This is a genomic window from Herbaspirillum autotrophicum (genome assembly GCF_001189915.1).
In the GTDB taxonomy this organism is placed as follows: Bacteria; Pseudomonadota; Gammaproteobacteria; order Burkholderiales; family Burkholderiaceae_D; genus Herbaspirillum; species Herbaspirillum autotrophicum.
The window spans coordinates 194,410-209,623 of the sequence record NZ_LFLS01000003.1; the positions used below are offsets into that span (position 1 = coordinate 194,410).

At 57.8% G+C, this 15,214-nt stretch carries 16 protein-coding genes; 6 read left to right on the top strand and 10 right to left on the bottom strand.

The window, feature by feature from the left end:
• Positions 1–91: 91 nt before the first annotated feature.
• From AKL27_RS03540 to AKL27_RS03550, 3 genes are all read right to left on the bottom strand, one after another.
• A complete protein-coding gene (locus tag AKL27_RS03540; RefSeq protein ID WP_050461393.1) occupies positions 92–1,207 on the bottom strand; it encodes an SLC13 family permease in 1,116 nt (371 codons plus the stop codon).
• Positions 1,208–1,219: 12 nt separating this feature from the next.
• On the bottom strand, positions 1,220–1,675 hold the full coding sequence (nikR, locus tag AKL27_RS03545) for a nickel-responsive transcriptional regulator NikR (protein ID WP_050461394.1): 456 nt from the start codon (positions 1,673–1,675) through the stop codon (positions 1,220–1,222).
• A gap of 134 nt (positions 1,676–1,809) precedes the next feature.
• Positions 1,810–2,619 (bottom strand): transporter substrate-binding domain-containing protein, encoded by an 810-nt coding sequence (locus tag AKL27_RS03550; protein WP_050461395.1) that lies wholly within the window; start codon positions 2,617–2,619, stop codon positions 1,810–1,812.
• Between the two features lie 480 nt (positions 2,620–3,099).
• Here AKL27_RS03550 and AKL27_RS03555 point away from each other — a divergent pair, with 480 nt between their 5' ends.
• From AKL27_RS03555 to AKL27_RS03580, 6 genes are read left to right on the top strand one after another with little or no spacing between them, the layout of a single operon-like run.
• Positions 3,100–4,104: a LysR family transcriptional regulator gene (locus AKL27_RS03555; protein WP_157056779.1), complete on the top strand. Its 1,005-nt coding sequence runs from the start codon at positions 3,100–3,102 to the stop codon at positions 4,102–4,104.
• Positions 4,076–5,488 carry an aspartate ammonia-lyase gene (locus AKL27_RS03560; RefSeq protein WP_050461396.1) on the top strand — a complete coding sequence of 471 codons (1,413 nt, stop codon included), beginning with the start codon at positions 4,076–4,078 and terminating at the stop codon, positions 5,486–5,488. Before AKL27_RS03555 ends, AKL27_RS03560 begins: the two co-directional genes overlap by 29 nt.
• Positions 5,489–5,522: 34 nt before the next feature.
• Entirely contained in the window at positions 5,523–6,269 is a 747-nt protein-coding gene (locus AKL27_RS03565; RefSeq protein ID WP_050461397.1) for an amino acid ABC transporter permease, read from the top strand.
• Positions 6,266–6,943, top strand: coding sequence for an amino acid ABC transporter permease (locus AKL27_RS03570; RefSeq protein ID WP_050461398.1), 678 nt, complete (start codon positions 6,266–6,268; stop codon positions 6,941–6,943). Before AKL27_RS03565 ends, AKL27_RS03570 begins: the two co-directional genes overlap by 4 nt.
• A gap of 39 nt (positions 6,944–6,982) precedes the next feature.
• Positions 6,983–7,720, top strand: coding sequence for an amino acid ABC transporter ATP-binding protein (locus tag AKL27_RS03575; protein WP_050461399.1), 738 nt, complete (start codon positions 6,983–6,985; stop codon positions 7,718–7,720).
• The gene (locus AKL27_RS03580; RefSeq protein WP_050461400.1) at positions 7,710–8,240 is read left to right on the top strand and encodes a prolyl-tRNA synthetase associated domain-containing protein; all 531 of its coding nucleotides are present in this window, start codon (positions 7,710–7,712) and stop codon (positions 8,238–8,240) included. The genes AKL27_RS03575 and AKL27_RS03580 overlap by 11 nt, the downstream gene beginning before the upstream one ends.
• Before the next feature lie 37 nt (positions 8,241–8,277).
• On the opposite strand, the gene AKL27_RS03585 is transcribed toward AKL27_RS03580, so the two are convergent.
• The 7 genes from AKL27_RS03585 to arsB all read right to left on the bottom strand — a co-directional run bounded on the left by AKL27_RS03585 (position 8,278) and on the right by arsB (position 15,212).
• On the bottom strand, positions 8,278–9,348 hold the full coding sequence (locus AKL27_RS03585) for a sn-glycerol-3-phosphate import ATP-binding protein UgpC (protein WP_050461401.1): 1,071 nt from the start codon (positions 9,346–9,348) through the stop codon (positions 8,278–8,280).
• Positions 9,349–9,352: 4 nt separating this feature from the next.
• A complete protein-coding gene (gene ugpE / locus AKL27_RS03590) occupies positions 9,353–10,204 on the bottom strand; it encodes a sn-glycerol-3-phosphate ABC transporter permease UgpE (protein WP_050461402.1) in 852 nt (283 codons plus the stop codon).
• Positions 10,205–10,240: 36 nt separating this feature from the next.
• Complete coding sequence (gene ugpA / locus AKL27_RS03595) at positions 10,241–11,125, bottom strand: sn-glycerol-3-phosphate ABC transporter permease UgpA (protein ID WP_050461403.1); 885 nt, start codon at positions 11,123–11,125, stop codon at positions 10,241–10,243.
• Positions 11,126–11,329: 204 nt separating this feature from the next.
• A complete protein-coding gene (gene ugpB / locus AKL27_RS03600; RefSeq protein WP_050461404.1) occupies positions 11,330–12,637 on the bottom strand; it encodes a sn-glycerol-3-phosphate ABC transporter substrate-binding protein UgpB in 1,308 nt (435 codons plus the stop codon).
• Positions 12,638–12,952: 315 nt separating this feature from the next.
• Positions 12,953–13,690: an arsenical resistance protein ArsH gene (gene arsH / locus AKL27_RS03605; RefSeq protein ID WP_157056780.1), complete on the bottom strand. Its 738-nt coding sequence runs from the start codon at positions 13,688–13,690 to the stop codon at positions 12,953–12,955.
• On the bottom strand, positions 13,656–14,087 hold the full coding sequence (gene arsC / locus AKL27_RS03610) for an arsenate reductase (glutaredoxin) (protein WP_050461407.1): 432 nt from the start codon (positions 14,085–14,087) through the stop codon (positions 13,656–13,658). The genes arsH and arsC overlap by 35 nt, the downstream gene beginning before the upstream one ends.
• A gap of 57 nt (positions 14,088–14,144) precedes the next feature.
• On the bottom strand, positions 14,145–15,212 hold the full coding sequence (gene arsB / locus AKL27_RS03615; RefSeq protein WP_050461409.1) for an ACR3 family arsenite efflux transporter: 1,068 nt from the start codon (positions 15,210–15,212) through the stop codon (positions 14,145–14,147).
• Positions 15,213–15,214: the final 2 nt, after the last annotated feature.

The window sequence follows — 15,214 nt, forward strand, 5'->3', positions numbered from 1 at the left end:
GCTTTTCTCATTGACAGGTGTGATATCTCTCATGGCGCTGCACGTGCGCGCAGCCGGTGACCACTCTAGCATGCCGCACCCGGCACCGGCGTCACAAATCCAGCAGCAGCCAGGCCAATACACCGCCAATGATCAGCATCGGCATCGAATAATAATGAAATTGCAGCCATATCTTGCGCTCGTTCGCCATGCGCAAGGCAATCAGATTGGCCAGCGAGCCGAGCACCAGACCGAAACCGCCGGCATTGACGGCATAGGCAATCACTTTGCTGGCCGGCAGATACTTGAGCAGCAGGATGGTGGCCGGGACATTGCTGATCACTTGCGATCCCAGCAAGCCGGCCCACAAAATCTGCACGTCCGAATAACCGGCAATCGCATCCAGCGCCGGCCTCAACAACGACAGGCCCGTCAGCAGCCGGATGTCGATGAACATCAGGATGAAAACGGCAATCAGGCTCCAGTCGACCGTCACCAGCAAGCGCCGGTACAGCAACAGCAGCACCGCGATCACGGCGACCAGACCGGGACCGGCGTGGCCGAATTCGAGCGCCAGCACAAAGCCGGGATACAGTACCGCACATACCGTCATTTGCCGCGTATCCCAATGCCCGGTCTCGGCATTCAGGCGTACTTCAATTTCCTCGTTGGGAAACGCCAGCAAGGTCAACACCAGCAATACGCCGAACACCGCCGCCGCCAGCGGCGCCATTTGCAGGGTAAAGGCGGCGAACGACAAATGCGATTGTTGCCATAACAAGATATTCTGGGGATTGCCAATCGGCGTCAGCAATGACCCGGCATTGACCGCCAGCGCTTCGAAGATGATCAGGCGGCTGACCGGCAGCGCCGCCACATTGCGCAAACCGAGCGTCAGCGGCACCGCGATGAACAAGGCAATATCGTTGGTCAGTACGGTCGACAGCACGGCGGCGGCACTCACCAGAAACAGCGCCAACGGCCGCTCATGGCGCAGGCGGCCGAGGATGCGCCGGCCAGCATGATCGAGATAACCGCTGACTTCAATGCCTTTGGTCAGCAGCATCAACCCGGCCAGGGTCATGATGGTGGTCCAGTTCACCCACTGCGGATAGTCGCGCACCGCGTCCGGATGCCACAACGTCAGCACCACGGCCAGCAGCAGCAGGACATGCAACAGCCGGTCTTGCAGAAATGGCCGGCAAACGGCGCGCACCACAGCAATCATCGGCGCCCCGGCTCAGCGATGCGGATGGACATGGGCATGGCCCTTGCGGACATATTTGCCGTTATCGATGTCGACCGGCACGATGTGGACATTGCCGTGCCGCACGCCGGTCTGTGAAATGATGCCTTCGGCGCAAGCCTTGACTTCGTCGATGCGGCCTCTGAGGACCACCGTTTCCAGGCAATTGTCGTGGTCCAGATGGACATGCTGCGAAGTGACGGCCAGATCATGATGATCATGCTGCAACTGGGTCAGCCGGTTGGCGAGCTGGCGCTCGTGGTGGTCATACACATAACTGACGGTGGCGATGCACCACTTGGCCTTGCCGCTGACGATTTCGGCCGCGCCCAGTTCCTTGCGCACCAGATCGCGGAAGGCTTCGGAACGATTCAGATAGCCTTTGCGCTCGACCAATTGATCAAAGGAATCCGCCAGATCGTCATCGACCGAGATTGTCAAACGCCGCATGTCATGCCCTGAGTAAGTGAAATTATCCGAATTCTCAGAATAATGACATCAGCGGCCCACTACTGTCACGCGTAAAGATCATGCCGCGCCCCGGCATGCGCAGGCGATGCCGGGGATGCATGACAACGATTTCCTTATTTGACCTGTTGCTGGGCGTCCAGCAGCCATTTCGACTCGGGCAGGCCAGCCGCTTTTTCCAGTGCCAGAATCTTGCCGCTCTTGTGCCAACCGGTCACGATTGCCGACAGGTTTTTGGCCAGGGCCGAATCCTTGTTGCTCAGCGCAGTCGCCAGTCCCCACGGCTGCGGATCGCCCGGCGGCAGCGGCGCCACATAGCCGGGCAACTTGCCTTCCATCAGAATCTTGCCGGTGACGATGCTGTCGTCCAGCAAACCGATGCACGAGCCGTTCTTCAATGCGGTCTGGGCTTCCGAAATATTGGCGAAGGCCGATACCGTGGCGCCATACTTTTCACTCACAGGCCGGTTGTAATACGTCCCCTGCACGCCGCACAGCGTCTTGCCCTTCAAATCTTCCCAGGCCTTGATGCCGGATTCCGGCCGCACCAGCAAACCGGTGCCGCTGGCGTAATAGTAGGGCTGGATGAAATTGACCACCTTGACGCGCTCGGCGCTGACACCGAGGGTAGCGATCAGCACATCAATGCGGCCTTGCTGCAAAAACTGGATCCGGTTGGAAGACTCGACCGGCACCAGTTCGACCTTGACGCCCATCTGCTTGCCGATATCGGCAGCCAGATCCGGCTCAATGCCGATGATCTTGCCGCTGGAATTGAGCATGCCGAACGGCTGATAGTTGGTCTTGACGCCAATCTTGATGACGCCATCCTTCTTGATTTTATCCAGCGCATCGCTTTGTGCCAGCGCCGGCGTCGAGATACATGCCAGCAACGCGGCAAGGCAAAAAATTCCATTGGTTTTCATACGTGTCTCCTGATTTATTTGTTCGTATCCATGTGCACAAACCATGCATGCGAAGCAGCGAATGTGATGGGTGTCGAGGGTAGTGAATCCTGCCAGTGGAAGTATAAGGATCGCCATCATTAAGGCAAATGATAGCCACCAAGAATTAGCAAGATTAATGATGAAATTCAATTTTCCAGATAATAGCGCCGCCGCGCATTGCCAGCTCGTCTGCAACCGGTCCACATCACCGACATTGCCGCACGGCATCATGCGATCCGCCAAGAATCGTTGGCAGCAAGGCTGGCGCGATACCTCCCGCTGTTTCCCGATGTCCCCCTGCGCATGAGCGGCGCGGCAACCGCGACACGCCAGCAGCATTTCCCGCTTGCTCCCGTGCAGTATCACGGGAGAAAATTCATTCAATTAGTTTTGCTAATTTTATAGCCATACTATTTGCGATATAGATTCTCAACCATTACATTCTGCCGGAGTTTAACCATGCCAAATGCCAATCACGTGGACATCCAGATGCTACAGATCTTCGTCACTACCGCCGAAGAGCAGAACATGACCAATGCCGCCAAACGGCTGGGCATTACGCAATCGGCCGTGTCCCAAAGCATTCAGCAACTGGAAGAACAATTCGGCGTGCAACTGATGAACCGCACCCGGCGTCCGCTGTCACTGACCTCGGCCGGGCTGGCGCTGAAAAACCGAGCGCTGACCCTGCTCGGCGACATCGCCAATCTGAAAGCGCAAATCATTGATGCCAGCCAGGGCATCAAACCGGATGTGCGCATCGGCCTGGTCGATTCGTTTGCCGCCACGTGCGGCGTGTCCTTCATCAAGGAAATGCTGAACGTCTCGGCGACACTGTCGATCCGCGCCGGGTTGTCGCCGATGCACGGCGAATCGCTGATCGGCCGCAGTCTCGATCTGGCGATTTCAACCGACGGTTTGCATGCCATTGATGGCATCGTGCGACGCCGGCTGCTATCGGAACGGTTTGTCCTGATTACGCCCAAGAGCTATCCCGGCACCTACACCACCATCAGCGACATGCGCAAACTGGCCGACACGCAGCCGTTGCTGCACTTCAACCGGCAATCCCATCTGGGCGCGCAAATCGACGTCTTCCTGCGTCGCATCGACATCAAGGTCCCGCACCGGCTGGAACTGGATGGTGCCGACACCCTGACCTCGATGGTGGCCGGCGGTATCGGCTGGGCCATCACCACCCCGATGTGCCTGCTGCAAAGCGGCACCAGCATCAAGACCGTCAAGGTGCATCCGCTCAAGGGCGCCAATGCCGGCCGCTCATTGTTTCTGCTGGCCCGTTACGACGAATACAAACATCTGTTTAACCAAACCTACCGTATCGCGCACGCGATTCTGGAATCGACCCTGCCGCCCGGCCTGAGATCCATCCATCCGGGTCTGGAATCACTTATTGAACTGGAACCAAGGACTGACCATGAACAAGACGACATCGATACCCACTGACATACGCACCGAAACCGACCTGCTCGGCAGCGTCGAGATTCCTGCCGCCAACCTGTATGGCATCAATGCCGTGCGCGGCGTGGAGAACCTGACGGTATCGGCCCGCAATATCGGTGCCTGCGAAGAATTCACCAAGGCATTTGCGCTGTGCAAATGGGCGGCGGCGCTGGCCAATCATGATGTCGGCGTGCTGACGCCGGCCCAGCGCGACGCCATCGCTGAAGCCTGCCGCGAAATCATCGGCGGTCAACATCGCGACGCGCTCATCGTCGATTTGCTGGAAGGCTCGGGCGGTACCTCGACCAACATGAATTTCAATGAAGTGATTGCCAATCGCAGCAACCAGATTCTGGGCAGCGCACTCGGCAGCTATGCGCCGGTGCACCCCAATGATCACGTCAACGGTTCGCAATCGACCAACGATGTTTACCCGGCGGCCATGAAGATCGCCAGCCATACCATGCTGGCCGCACTGATCACGGAATTGCAGGCGCTGGCCACGGCGTTTGCCGCCAAGGAGCAGGAATTCGACCACATCCTGCATCTGGGCCGCACCTGCCTGCAAGATGCGCAACCGATGCGCCTGGGCCAGGTCTTTGGCGGTTACGCCGCGCTGGCCAACCGGTTGGCTTCGGAACTGCAAAGCGTGCGCAACAAGCTGACCGTGCTGCCATTGGGCGGCACCGCCATCGGCACCGGCTTCGGCGCCCCGCAAGGCTACCGCAAAGCGCTTTACACGCATCTGTCAGCGCTCAGCCAGACGCCGTTCAGCGCGCCCGAAAATGCCTTCGACGCCATGCAGAACATCGATGTCTTTGCGCGGGTCTCGGGCGAATTGCGCACCGCCGCCGCCGCGCTCGCCAAAATCGCCTCGGACCTGATCACGCTGTCATCCGGCCCCGCCGGCGGGATTGCCGAACTCGGCCTGCCGGCGGTACAAGCCGGGTCCTCGATCATGCCCGGCAAGGTCAATCCGGTGTTGCCGATGGCAATGATTCAACTGGGCTTTGCCGTGATCGGCAACGACACCTGCATTGCCCAGGCAACCCAGGCCGGCCAGTTGGAAATCAATCACTTCGAACCGGTAGTGGCTGACCGCTTGTTCGAGTCGATCCATTTGCTGACTGCAGGCATCCGTCAATTCCGCGAAAAATGCGTGCGCGGCATTACCGCCAATGCCGAGGTGAACGAACGCCATCTGTTCGATTCGATGGCCGTGGCTACAGCGCTGGTGCCGACCCTCGGTTACAAAAAAGTCAGTGCACTGGCGCGGCAATCGGTCAGCGAAGGACGGCCGCTGATCGAGATACTCGATGAATCCGGTCTGCTGTCGCGGGCCGAGGCACGCACCCGGATCGAACTGGCAGCGCAGGCGCAGTTCTGACAATTCCAAAAAATAAGGAAGGACAGGAAACAGGATGGAGACCTCCCCAATCGTTGCATTTTTTACCTGGGTCAATAACGACCTGGGTTTCAATTTTTCGGTGTTTTACGATGCCTTCGAATGGCATGCCTTCGTCGGCGGCATCGGCTACACCTTGCTGCTGTCGGCCGGCACTATCGTCGGCAGTGTGTTGCTCGGCATGCTCGGCGTATTCATGCAACAGTCGTCGGTGCGCTGGTTGCGCATTGTCGTGGCGACCTATGTCTGGATATTCCGCAACACGCCGCCGCTGGTGCAATTGTTTTTCTTTTACTTTGCGCTCGGTCCGCAACTGGCCAGTCTGGCCGGCAGCAGTACGCCGGTGCTCGGCAATATCGGCTGGGCCGTGATTTCACTGATCCTGTATGCCGGTGCCTTCAATATCGAAATCTTCCGTTCCGGGATTGAAGCGGTACCGTCGTCAATGATGGAAGCAGCCTCGGCCATGGGCATGAACCGGCGTCAGATCTTCGTCAAGGTGGCGTTTCCGCTGGCCGCCCGCATCAGCCTGCCGGCCTTGACCAACAACCTGATCAATCTGATCAAGACCACCACCAACGCCTACGCCATCGCGGTGCCGGAGATTCTGTACGTGTCGTCGCAAATCTGGACCCAGAATCTGAACACGGCGGAAATGATGATTGTGTTGCTGGTGTTTTATCTGGGCCTGATCGGATTGTTTGTATTGTTGATGAGCCTGTTGGAAAAATCGATTGCGGTACCGGGATGGGGGAAAGCATGAACATGGACAAACTGGAAGTCATCGTCAACTGGTTGCCGGTCATCCTGCAAGGTTTCGGCTTCGATATCCTGATCAGCCTGCTGGCCATGCTGATCGGCAGTATCGCCGGCCTGTTCCTGGGCTTCGGTCAGGTTGCTGAACACGCCACGGTACGACTCGTCAGTCGCATCGTCACGCAATTTTTCCGCAATGCGCCATGGCTGGTGATCTTGTTTTTCTGCATTTATCTGCTGCCGTTCGAGATCCGCGCCTTCGGTCTGGAAATTCCCTTTCCGGCCTGGGCCAAGGGCGTCATCGGTTTGTCGTTCCCGGTCATGGGCAATGTATCGGAAGTGGTGCGCGGCGGCATCCAGTCGCTGCCTTCGGGACAATGGGAAGCCGCCGATGCACTGGGCCTGAACCGCGCCCAAACCATGCGTTTGTGCATCATCCCGCAAGCCATCAAACGCATGATGGCGCCGTGGATGAATACCTATGCGGTGCTGATCATGGCAACCCCGCTGGTGTCGATTGTCGGCGTCAATGACAGCGTCAAGGTGGCCGGCTCGATGCTCTCGACGCTGGAAAATCCGGCCCTGCTGATCTGGGTCTATGGCCTGATTCTGTTGCTGTTCTTCATGTATTGCGCGCCGATTGCATTGCTGACCAAACGCATTGAAGCACGCGCCAAATAACGGACAGACCTCACATCGTTTACTACAGAAAGAAAATCTATGTCGCCGATTGTTTCAGTCAACAACATTACCAAAGCCTTCGGAAGCAACCAGGTGCTGCGCGGCGTTTCGCTGGATATCCCGCAAGGCACCGCCGCCGCACTGATCGGCCCGTCCGGTTCCGGCAAGTCCACTATCCTGCGCTGCATCAACGGCCTGATCAAGGTCGACAGCGGCCAGGTGATCGCCGCCGGACACCGGGTGCATGAAACCGCCACCGAACAAGACAAGATGGCGTTGCGTAAGGATGTGTCGATGGTATTCCAGCAGTACAACCTGTTCCCGCACATGACAGTGTTGGAAAACGTGATGCTGGCGCCGATCAATGTGCTCAAGGAAGACAAGCACGAAGTCGAAGTGCGGGCGCTGGAATTGCTGGCCAAGGTCAGACTGACCGGCAAGGAAAAAGCCTACCCCGGCAATCTGTCGGGCGGTCAGCAGCAACGGGTGGCGATTGCCCGTTCGCTGGCGATGCGGCCATCAGTGATGCTGTTCGATGAAGTCACCGCCGCGCTCGATCCGGAAACCGTCAAGGAAGTGCTCAACACCATTCGTGATCTGGTCAGCGAAGGCATGACTAGCATTCTGGTCACACACGAAATGCGCTTCGCGCGCGAGGTCGCGCATCATGTGTTCTTCACCGACCGTGGCCTGCTCGTGGAGCATGCAGCGCCGGAAGAATTTTTCAGCAACCCGCGCGACCCGCGCACCCAGGAGTTCCTGAGCCATGTCTTGTGACCCCCTGCACAGCGGCGTCGATGACAAGGAACAGGCGGTACTGGCCTTGCTCGACAGCCGCCGGTTGCCGTATGTCCGCGTCGCTCACGCGGCGGTCTACACCATGCGCGACTCGGCAGCGCTGGATATCGACCTGCCCGGGGTGCGCTGCAAAAACCTGTTCTTGCATGACAAGAAAAAACGTCAGTTCTTTTTGTTGACCACCACGCCGGACAAGACTGTCGACCTCAAGGCACTGGCCGCCAGCCTCGATTGTCCCCGGCTGTCGTTTGCTTCGGCCGCGACACTGGCGGAAAAACTCGGTATCGGTGCCGGCGCCCTGTCGCCTCTGGCGCTGATCAATGACCACGATGGCGTGGTGCAACTGCTGTTCGATCAGGATCTGGAAGCGCGGCCGGTGCTGTGTTTTCATCCGCTGGTCAATACCGCGACGCTGTGTCTGACGCGCGCAGCATTCAGCGCATTTACCGATAGCATCGGGCATCCGCGCCGCAGCATGCATCTCACCGAAGATCACTGATCCCGGCCGCCACCGCCGCCCGCGTGCCTGGCCGTGGTCAGTCGATACGCTGCGTGGTATGCGGATCGAACCAGTGCAGCAGACCGGGATCGAACCCGGCCGTCACCCATTGGCCCATCTTGACCTCGGTGGCCGCCGCGCAGCGGATCACCACCGATTGGCGGCCGCACCGCGTGTGCACCAGTAACTCGGCACCCAGCGCCTCGACCAGTTCGACTTCCAGGTTCAGACCCGGCAGTCCCAATTGCAAATGCTCCGGACGAATGCCAAGGATGCGCGCGCCGCCACCAATCTTGTCTGATGCCGGTAGTTCGACCGTTGCACCATCGTCAACACCAAACCGTGTGCCATCGTCGCTGAGCTTGCCATTGAGCAGGTTCATCGGCGGTGAACCAATGAAGCTGGCGACGAACGTGGTGGCCGGCTTGCCGTAGACTTGCGCCGGCGTGCCGATCTGTTCGGCGCGGCCCTTGTTCATTACGATCATGCGCTGGCCCAGCGTCATCGCTTCGACTTGATCATGCGTCACGTACAGGCTGGTCGTGCGCAACGCCGCATGCAGCTTCTGGATTTCCAGGCGCATTTGCACCCGCAGCTTGGCGTCCAGATTCGATAATGGTTCGTCGAACAGAAATACCGCCGGCTTGCGCACGATCGCGCGACCCATCGCTACCCGCTGACGCTGGCCACCGGACAAGGCGCGCGGCATGCGATCCAGCAATGCCCCCAGCTCCAGGATCTCCGCTGCACGTTGTACGCGCGTGTTGATCTCGGCTTTGGGCAAGCCTTGGATCTTGAGGCCGTACGCCATGTTGTCGTACACGCTCATATGCGGATACAGGGCGTAGTTCTGGAATACCATCGCAATATCGCGCTCTTTGGGTTCGAGGTTATTGACCACCCGGTCGCCGATGACGATGTCGCCGGAACTGATTTCTTCCAACCCCGCCACCATACGCAACAGCGTCGACTTGCCGCAGCCTGACGGTCCGACCATCACAATGAATTCGCCGTCGGCGATATCGATGTCAATACCGTGAATGACATCGACTGCTTTCGGCGCTTTGCCGTAAGTCTTCTTGACTTGTTTCAGATGAATTTTTGCCATGTCTCTATTTCTCGGAATCGACCAAGCCTTTAACAAACCATTTTTGCATGACCACGACCACCAGCCCCGGCGGCAACATTGCCAGGACCATCGTGGCCATCACCATATTCCATTCCACCGCCGAGTCACCGCCCGATATCAGCGTCTTGATGCCGATACCGATCGGGTACATGGTTTGTTCGGTAGCAATCATCAGTGGCCACAGATATTGATTCCAGCCGTAAATGAACATGATCACGAACAGGGCAATCACATTGGTACGCGACAGCGGCCACAACACATCCTTGAGAAAGCGCAACGGTCCGACACCGTCGATGCGCGCCGCTTCGGCCAGCTCATCGGGCACCGTCAGGAAGAATTGCCGGAACAGGAAGGTGGCGGTCGCCGAGGCAATCAGCGGTACCGTCAGGCCCGCATAGCTATTGAGCATGCCGAAATCCGACACCACCTGATAGGTCGGCGTGATGCGTACCTCGACCGGCAGCATCAGCGTGACGAAGATCATCCAGAAAAAGAAATTGCGCCCCTTGAAGCGGAAATACACTATCGCAAACGCCGACAGCATGGAGATGGAAATCTTGCCAATGGCAATCACCAGCGCCGTCACCAGACTGACCCACAACATGCGCGACACCGGCGGCGAGGAGACGTTGCCCGACGCGCCCTGGGTCAATACCGTGCGGTAGTTGTTGATCAACTCGGCACCGGGCATCAGTGACAATGGCGACATTGCCGATTGTTCGGCGGTTTGCGTGCTGGCGATGAACGCGACATACAGCGGGAAAATCACGATGATCGCGCCGATGATCAAGACCAGATGACTGATCGCGTCGAGTACGGGACGGCGTTCGATCATGATCGCACCTCCGCCACGATCACATGCAATGAGGGCTTAGGCATATTGGACTTTCTTCTCAACATACTTGAATTGCACCACGGTCAGCAGAATCACGATCACCATCAGCACCACCGACTGCGCTGCGGCGCTGCCGAGGTCGCCGCCTTTGAAACCGTCGCTGAATACCTTGTAGACCAAGATTTCCGTATCCTTGCCGGGACCGCCATGGGTCGTCGCTTCGACGATGGCAAACGTATCGAAGAAGGCATACACAATGTTGACCACCATCAGGAAGAAGGTGGTCGGCGAAATCATCGGGAAGATGATCGTGAAGAAACGCTTGACCGGACCGGCACCATCAATGGCAGCAGCCTCGATCAGCGATTTCGGAATCGATTGCAGGCCGGCCAGGAAGAACAGGAAGTTGTAGCTGATTTGTTTCCAGATCGCGGCAATCACGATCAGCGTCATGGCCTGATTGCCGTTGATCATATAGTTCCAGTTGATGCCGAGCCAGGCCAGCACGTGCGAGATCAGCCCCAGTGAAGGGCTCAGCAAAAACATCCACAGTACGCCGACCACTACCGGCGACACCGCGTACGGCCAGATCAGAAAGGTCTTGTAGATTGCCGCCCCCTTGACGACGCGATCGGCGAACACCGCCAGAATCAGCGCCAGTACCATCCCGCCCGCCGCCACCAGCACCGAGAAAATCGCGGTAGTCTGGAATGCCTCCAGATAAGTCGGATCGCTGAACAACGTGATGAAATTGTCAAACCAGACGAATTCGGAATAGCCGCCGAAAGCGTCTTGCAGCAGCACGGACTGGTACAAGGCTTGCGCCGCCGGCCAGAAGAAAAACAAAATGGTGATCAGGATCTGCGGCGCAACCAGCGCGTACGGCAGCCATGAAGAAGTGAAGCGGGCGCGTTTTTCCACGATAGCTTATGTCCCTGAAAGCGATGCGGACCAAGGATGATTGAAAACGATTACATCCCGCATCGTTGAATTTACTGAAAGATCGCCTGGCGACTGAAAACACGGCGCCCCGGAAAGACCGGGGCTGCGTGCTTTACCATCGCTGACTGAAACTGCATTCCTGTCCAACCGCAAGCGGATGCAAGAACACCGTTCCGCCGGTTTTTATTTGTTGGCTTTCTCGAAACGTACCAGCAATTCGTCACCGCGCCGGGTGGCATTGTCGAGTGCTTCCTTGGGCGTCTTCTTGCCGGTCCAGACGTTTTCCAACTCTTCATCGATCACGGTACGGATCTGGGCATAGTTGCCCAGGCGAATGCCGCGCGATTTGTCCGTGGTCTTGACGATCATCTGCTTCACGGCAACGTCGGTCCCTGGATTGCGGTCATAGAATCCGGACGTCCGGGTGATGTCATAAGCCGCCTTGGTCACTGGCAGGTAGCCGGTTTCCTGATGCCACTTGGCTTGTACTTCGGGCTTGGACAAGTAAGTGAAGAATTTCGCCACGCCCTTGTATTCATCAGCCTTCTTGCCGCCCATGGTCCACAGCGAGGCGCCGCCGATGATGGTGTTTTGCGGTGCGCCTGCTACATCGCTGTAGTAAGGCAACGGTGCTGCGCCAAACTTGAACTTGGCGTTCTTGCGAATATCGGCGTAAGCGGAAGACGAGCCGGTGATGATCGCGCACTCGCCTGCATTGAACTTGGCGTTGGCTTCGTCCTTGCGGCCGGCATAGACAAAGTAACCTTGCCTGGCCCAGTTGGACAGATTTTCAATGTGACGCACTTGCAGCGGGCCATTGATTTTCAGACGCGCATCAAGGCCGCCAAAACCGTTGTTCTTGCTGGCTGACTCGGTGTTGTGCCAGGCCGAAAATGATTCCAGATGCACCCACGATTGCCAGGTGGTGGTGTAAGGACAGGAAATACCGCTGGCCTTCATCTTGGCGGCCATGCCGACGAAATCCTGCCAGGTCGCTGGCGGCTTGTTCGGGTCCAGACCGGCTTTGACGAACAGGTCCTTGTTATAGAACATGATCGTCGTCGAACTGTTGAACGGGAAGGACATCAAGCCCCTGGCGGTCGAATAATAACCAGCGACGGCTGGCACGTAGGCATTCTGATCGACCTTCTCGCCGGCTTGCTGCATGACTTCGTAGAACGGTTTGATCGCACCCTTGGAGTACATCATGGTGGCGGTGCCGACTTCAAAGACCTGCAGGATATCGGGCGCATTGCCGGCGCGATAAGCGGCGGTTGCGGCGGCCATCGACTCGTCATAGGTCCCCTTGTAGACCGGGATCACCTTGTAGTCAGATTGGCTTTTATTGAATTCGTCGGCCATGGCATTGACGCGCTCGCCAAGGGCGCCAGTCATCGAATGCCACCAGGAAATTTCGGTGACGGCCCAGGCCGGGGTGGTCATGGTTGCCAGCAGTGCTGTAACAGCGCAGGCTTTGAAATGCAATTTCATAAGGGTGATCCTTCCGAAAAAAGGTGCCCGATGCTATCAAGCCAATGTGACTGTTTCATTACATCTGCGGTACGTCAGGATGGCGTCAGGAAACCAGGAAAAATGACAGGTAAACCTTATTGCTCAATCAACATGAAACGCTTGCGCCGCGCCTCGCACGGCGCCGCCGGCGATGCGAAAACATCGCTAACATTACCATGTTCAGTGTCGTTGGCAACAACAGAATTTACGCTGCGCATTGGCAGCATGACCACCCTGCCTGCAGCATGTCGTGTCCTTTCTGACAGCATCGCCGGCATATATGACCGACGCCTTTCAAATTGCCGTCTGATTGACTCGCAACGTCAGTTGTCCGGCGCTCTCGCGCCGTTCACTGTAACGGTCGGTCAGCCATGGCGAGACATCGCGCGTCAGCACGGTGAACTTGTACAGTTCTTCCATGACATCGACCACCCGTTCATAGTATGCCGAAGGTTTCATCCGGCCGGCCTCATCGAATTCCTGAAAGGCCTTGGCCACGGAAGATTGATTCGGTATGGTCAGCATCCGCATCCAGCGTCCGAGAATGCGCATCTGATTGACCGCATTGAATGACTGCGAACCACCGGACACTTCCATCACCGCCAGCGTTTTACCCTGAGTCGGACGGAGCGCGCCGGCGGCCAGCGGAATCCAGTCGATCTGCGCCTTCATGATGCCGCTCAGCGCACCGTGGCGTTCCGGCGAAGTCCACACCATACCTTCCGACCACTGCGCCAGTTGCCGCAATTCCTGCACCTTGGGATGCGTCTCCGGTTCGCCATCGGGGAGCGGCAAGCCGCGCGGGTCGAATATTTTCACGTCACCACCCATCGCTGACAGCAGACGAGCTGCTTCCAGTGTCAGCAAACGGCTATAGGAACGCTCGCGCAGTGATCCGTACAACAACAGAAACCGGGGTGCATGCGCAGCCCGGCCGACCATGCGGAAGTCGGCGGTGGCAGCCGGTTGCAACAGGGCGGCCTCGACATTGGGCAAATCAGGAAGGGAGCGTGACACGACGGCCCTCCGCATTGATGACGATGTCACCGTCCTCTTTGATGAAGGGACCTTGCTGCGGCCTGGTCAGGATATCCAGCACCAGTTCCGATGGCCGGCATAGTCTGGTGCCGTTGGCGGTCACCACAAACGGCCGGTTGATCAGGATCGGATGCGCCAGCATCGCGTCGAGCAAAAGTTCATCACTCAATTGCGGATTATCCAGACCGAGTTCGGCATACGGCGAGCCCTTTTCCCGGATCGCCTGGCGTACCGTCAGGCCGGCATCCCTGATCATGCCGAGCAGTGTTTCGCGGGATGGCGGGTGCTGCAGATATTCGATGATTTCCGGTTCATCGCCGGTATTGCGGATCAGCGCCAGCGTATTGCGCGAAGTGCCGCAGGCGGGATTGTGATAGATCGTGACGGGCATGATATCGGCTCCTTGCCAAAGTAATCGGGTATTCTTCATCAGCGCATGGAAAACAATTCAGGAGGTTCGCTCATACCATCCTTGCGTGCGATTGACGACGCTGACCACCAGCAGCATGACCGGCACCTCGATCAAGACCCCGACCACGGTCGCCAGAGCGGCGCCGGATTCGAAGCCGAACAAGCTGATCGCCGCCGCGACCGCCAGTTCAAAGAAATTGGAAGCGCCGATCAGGGCCGACGGACAGGCAACCGCATGTTTTTCACCGACCACGCGATTGAGCCAATAGGCCAACGCCGAATTGAAAAACACCTGAATCAGGATTGGCACCGCCAGCAAGGCAATCACCATTGGCTGTTTGATGATGGCATCGCCCTGAAATGCGAACAGCAACACCAGCATCAGCAGCAGCGCCGCAACCGACCACGGTTGAATCCGGGTCGCCGCGCGTTCGAATGCCGGTTGGCCGCGCCGCAGCAACAGACGGCGCCAGAGTTGCGCGATGATCACCGGTACCACAATGTACAAGCCCACCGAAGTCAGCAATGTAGCCCACGGCACCGTGATACTCGACACGCCGAGCAGCAGCGCCACCAGCGGCGCAAACGCAAACACCATGATCAAGTCATTGAGCGCCACTTGCGACAGCGTGAAATACGGATCACCACCCGTCAACCGGCTCCAGACAAATACCATCGCCGTGCAGGGCGCAGCGGCCAGCAGAATCAGACCGGCCACATACGAATCCAATTGCGCCGCTGGCAGATACGGTGCGAACCAGTGGCGAATGAACAACCAGCCGAGCAAAGCCATTGAAAACGGCTTGACCGCCCAATTGATGAACAGCGTTACGCCAATGCCGCGCACATGACCTCTGATCTGATTCCATGCCGCAAAATCGATCTTCAGCAACATCGGAATGATCATGACCCAGATCAGCACGCCGACCGGCAAATTCACTTTGGCAATGTCCAGACCGCCAATCAATTTGACACTGGCGGGAAAGGCTTGCCCTGCCGCCACGCCAATCACGATACATATGCCGACCCACACCGTCAGATAGCGCTCGAATACATTCAGCGATGCTGCGGAGGATTTTCCGGCGCTTGCAGAGGGAGCGCACATGG

What these genes read in the sequence shown, in the direction of transcription:
- AKL27_RS03540 (WP_050461393.1), bottom strand. Translation starts at nt 1,207, where the DNA reads ATGATTGCTGTGGTGCGCGCCGTTTGCCGGCCATTTCTGCAAGACCGG.
- nikR (WP_050461394.1), bottom strand. Translation starts at nt 1,675, where the DNA reads ATGCGGCGTTTGACAATCTCGGTCGATGACGATCTGGCGGATTCCTTT.
- AKL27_RS03550 (WP_050461395.1), bottom strand. Translation starts at nt 2,619, where the DNA reads ATGAAAACCAATGGAATTTTTTGCCTTGCCGCGTTGCTGGCATGTATC.
- AKL27_RS03555 (WP_157056779.1), top strand. Translation starts at nt 3,100, where the DNA reads ATGCCAAATGCCAATCACGTGGACATCCAGATGCTACAGATCTTCGTC.
- AKL27_RS03560 (WP_050461396.1), top strand. Translation starts at nt 4,076, where the DNA reads ATGAACAAGACGACATCGATACCCACTGACATACGCACCGAAACCGAC.
- AKL27_RS03565 (WP_050461397.1), top strand. Translation starts at nt 5,523, where the DNA reads ATGGAGACCTCCCCAATCGTTGCATTTTTTACCTGGGTCAATAACGAC.
- AKL27_RS03570 (WP_050461398.1), top strand. Translation starts at nt 6,266, where the DNA reads ATGAACATGGACAAACTGGAAGTCATCGTCAACTGGTTGCCGGTCATC.
- AKL27_RS03575 (WP_050461399.1), top strand. Translation starts at nt 6,983, where the DNA reads ATGTCGCCGATTGTTTCAGTCAACAACATTACCAAAGCCTTCGGAAGC.
- AKL27_RS03580 (WP_050461400.1), top strand. Translation starts at nt 7,710, where the DNA reads ATGTCTTGTGACCCCCTGCACAGCGGCGTCGATGACAAGGAACAGGCG.
- AKL27_RS03585 (WP_050461401.1), bottom strand. Translation starts at nt 9,348, where the DNA reads ATGGCAAAAATTCATCTGAAACAAGTCAAGAAGACTTACGGCAAAGCG.
- ugpE (WP_050461402.1), bottom strand. Translation starts at nt 10,204, where the DNA reads ATGATCGAACGCCGTCCCGTACTCGACGCGATCAGTCATCTGGTCTTG.
- ugpB (WP_050461404.1), bottom strand. Translation starts at nt 12,637, where the DNA reads ATGAAATTGCATTTCAAAGCCTGCGCTGTTACAGCACTGCTGGCAACC.
- arsH (WP_157056780.1), bottom strand. Translation starts at nt 13,690, where the DNA reads ATGCGGAGGGCCGTCGTGTCACGCTCCCTTCCTGATTTGCCCAATGTC.
- arsC (WP_050461407.1), bottom strand. Translation starts at nt 14,087, where the DNA reads ATGCCCGTCACGATCTATCACAATCCCGCCTGCGGCACTTCGCGCAAT.
- arsB (WP_050461409.1), bottom strand. Translation starts at nt 15,212, where the DNA reads ATGTGCGCTCCCTCTGCAAGCGCCGGAAAATCCTCCGCAGCATCGCTG.